Genomic DNA, 1,794 nt, shown 5'->3' on the forward strand with positions numbered 1-1,794 from the left:
TTTCTATTCAAGCAATTTGTGTGGGCACTTACAAAAACTAACAACTTTACGTAAGGAGGTGATCCAGCCCCAGGTTCCCCTAGGGCTACCTTGTTACGACTTCACCCCAGTCATGAACCACACCGTGGTCATCGCCCTCCCGAAGGTTAAGCTAATGACTTCTGGTGCAGCCCACTCCCATGGTGTGACGGGCGGTGTGTACAAGGCCCGGGAACGTATTCACCGTGACATTCTGATTCACGATTACTAGCGATTCCGACTTCATGGGGTCGAGTTGCAGACCCCAATCCGGACTACGACGCACTTTATGGGATTCGCTTACCATTGCTGGTTTGCAGCCCTTTGTATGCGCCATTGTAGCACGTGTGTAGCCCTACTCGTAAGGGCCATGATGACTTGACGTCGTCCCCACCTTCCTCCGGTTTATCACCGGCAGTCTCCTTAGAGTTCCCACCATTACGTGCTGGCAAATAAGGATAAGGGTTGCGCTCGTTGCGGGACTTAACCCAACATTTCACAACACGAGCTGACGACAGCCATGCAGCACCTGTCTCATAGTTCCCGAAGGCACCAATTCATCTCTGAAAAGTTCTATGGATGTCAAGAGTAGGTAAGGTTCTTCGCGTTGCATCGAATTAAACCACATGCTCCACCGCTTGTGCGGGCCCCCGTCAATTCATTTGAGTTTTAACCTTGCGGCCGTACTCCCCAGGCGGTCTACTTAATGCGTTAGCTTAAGAGCCCAGTTCTCAAGGAACCAAACTCCGAGTAGACATCGTTTACGGCGTGGACTACCGGGGTATCTAATCCCGTTTGCTACCCACGCTTTCGCATCTGAGCGTCAGTTACTTGCCAGGTGGCCGCCTTCGCCACTGGTATTCCTTCAGATCTCTACGCATTTCACCGCTACACCTGAAATTCTACCACCCTCTCAAGAACTCTAGTTTGCCAGTTCGAAATGCAGTTCCCAGGTTGAGCCCGGGGCTTTCACATCTCGCTTAACAAACCGCCTGCATGCGCTTTACGCCCAGTAATTCCGATTAACGCTTGCACCCTCCGTATTACCGCGGCTGCTGGCACGGAGTTAGCCGGTGCTTCTTCTGCGAGTAACGTCACAGTAGCAGAGTATTAATCTACTACCTTTCCTCCTCGCTGAAAGTACTTTACAACCCTAAGGCCTTCTTCATACACGCGGTATGGCTGCATCAGGGTTTCCCCCATTGTGCAATATTCCCCACTGCTGCCTCCCGTAGGAGTCTGGACCGTGTCTCAGTTCCAGTGTGGCTGATCATCCTCTCAGACCAGCTAGGGATCGTCGCCTTGGTGAGCTCTTACCTCACCAACAAGCTAATCCCACTTGGGCTCATCTAGTCGCGAGAGCTTTCAAGAAGAGGCCCCCTTTCACCCGTAGGTCGTATGCGGTATTAGCAGTCGTTTCCAACTGTTGTCCCCCTCGACTAGGCAGATTCCCAAGCATTACTCACCCGTCCGCCGCTCGACGCCAGAATAGCAAGCTATTCTTCGTTTCCGCTCGACTTGCATGTGTTAAGCCTACCGCCAGCGTTCAATCTGAGCCATGATCAAACTCTTCAATTAAAAGTTTTTTGACTAATCGCCTAAGCGATTAAGTCGGCTCAATGAATTCTGTACTTCAACAACAAACCGAAGTTTGTTGTTTATAAAACCAAATCTTTCGATTTAATTTAATGTTCACAATTACATTGATATAATTTTTGGTCATTATATCTCTGCAAGTGCTCACACAGATTGCTTGAATAAATTGTTAAAGAGCAT

The 1,794-nt window shown here is 49.6% G+C and carries 1 rRNA gene; it reads right to left on the bottom strand.

From position 1 onward, the window contains the following. Positions 1–51: 51 nt before the first annotated feature. Positions 52–1,596 (bottom strand): 16S ribosomal RNA (locus tag BT797_RS10735). Positions 1,597–1,794 lie beyond the last annotated feature (198 nt).

Source organism: Moritella viscosa, from assembly GCF_900120065.1.
GTDB classification, from domain to species: Bacteria; Pseudomonadota; Gammaproteobacteria; order Enterobacterales; family Moritellaceae; genus Moritella; species Moritella viscosa.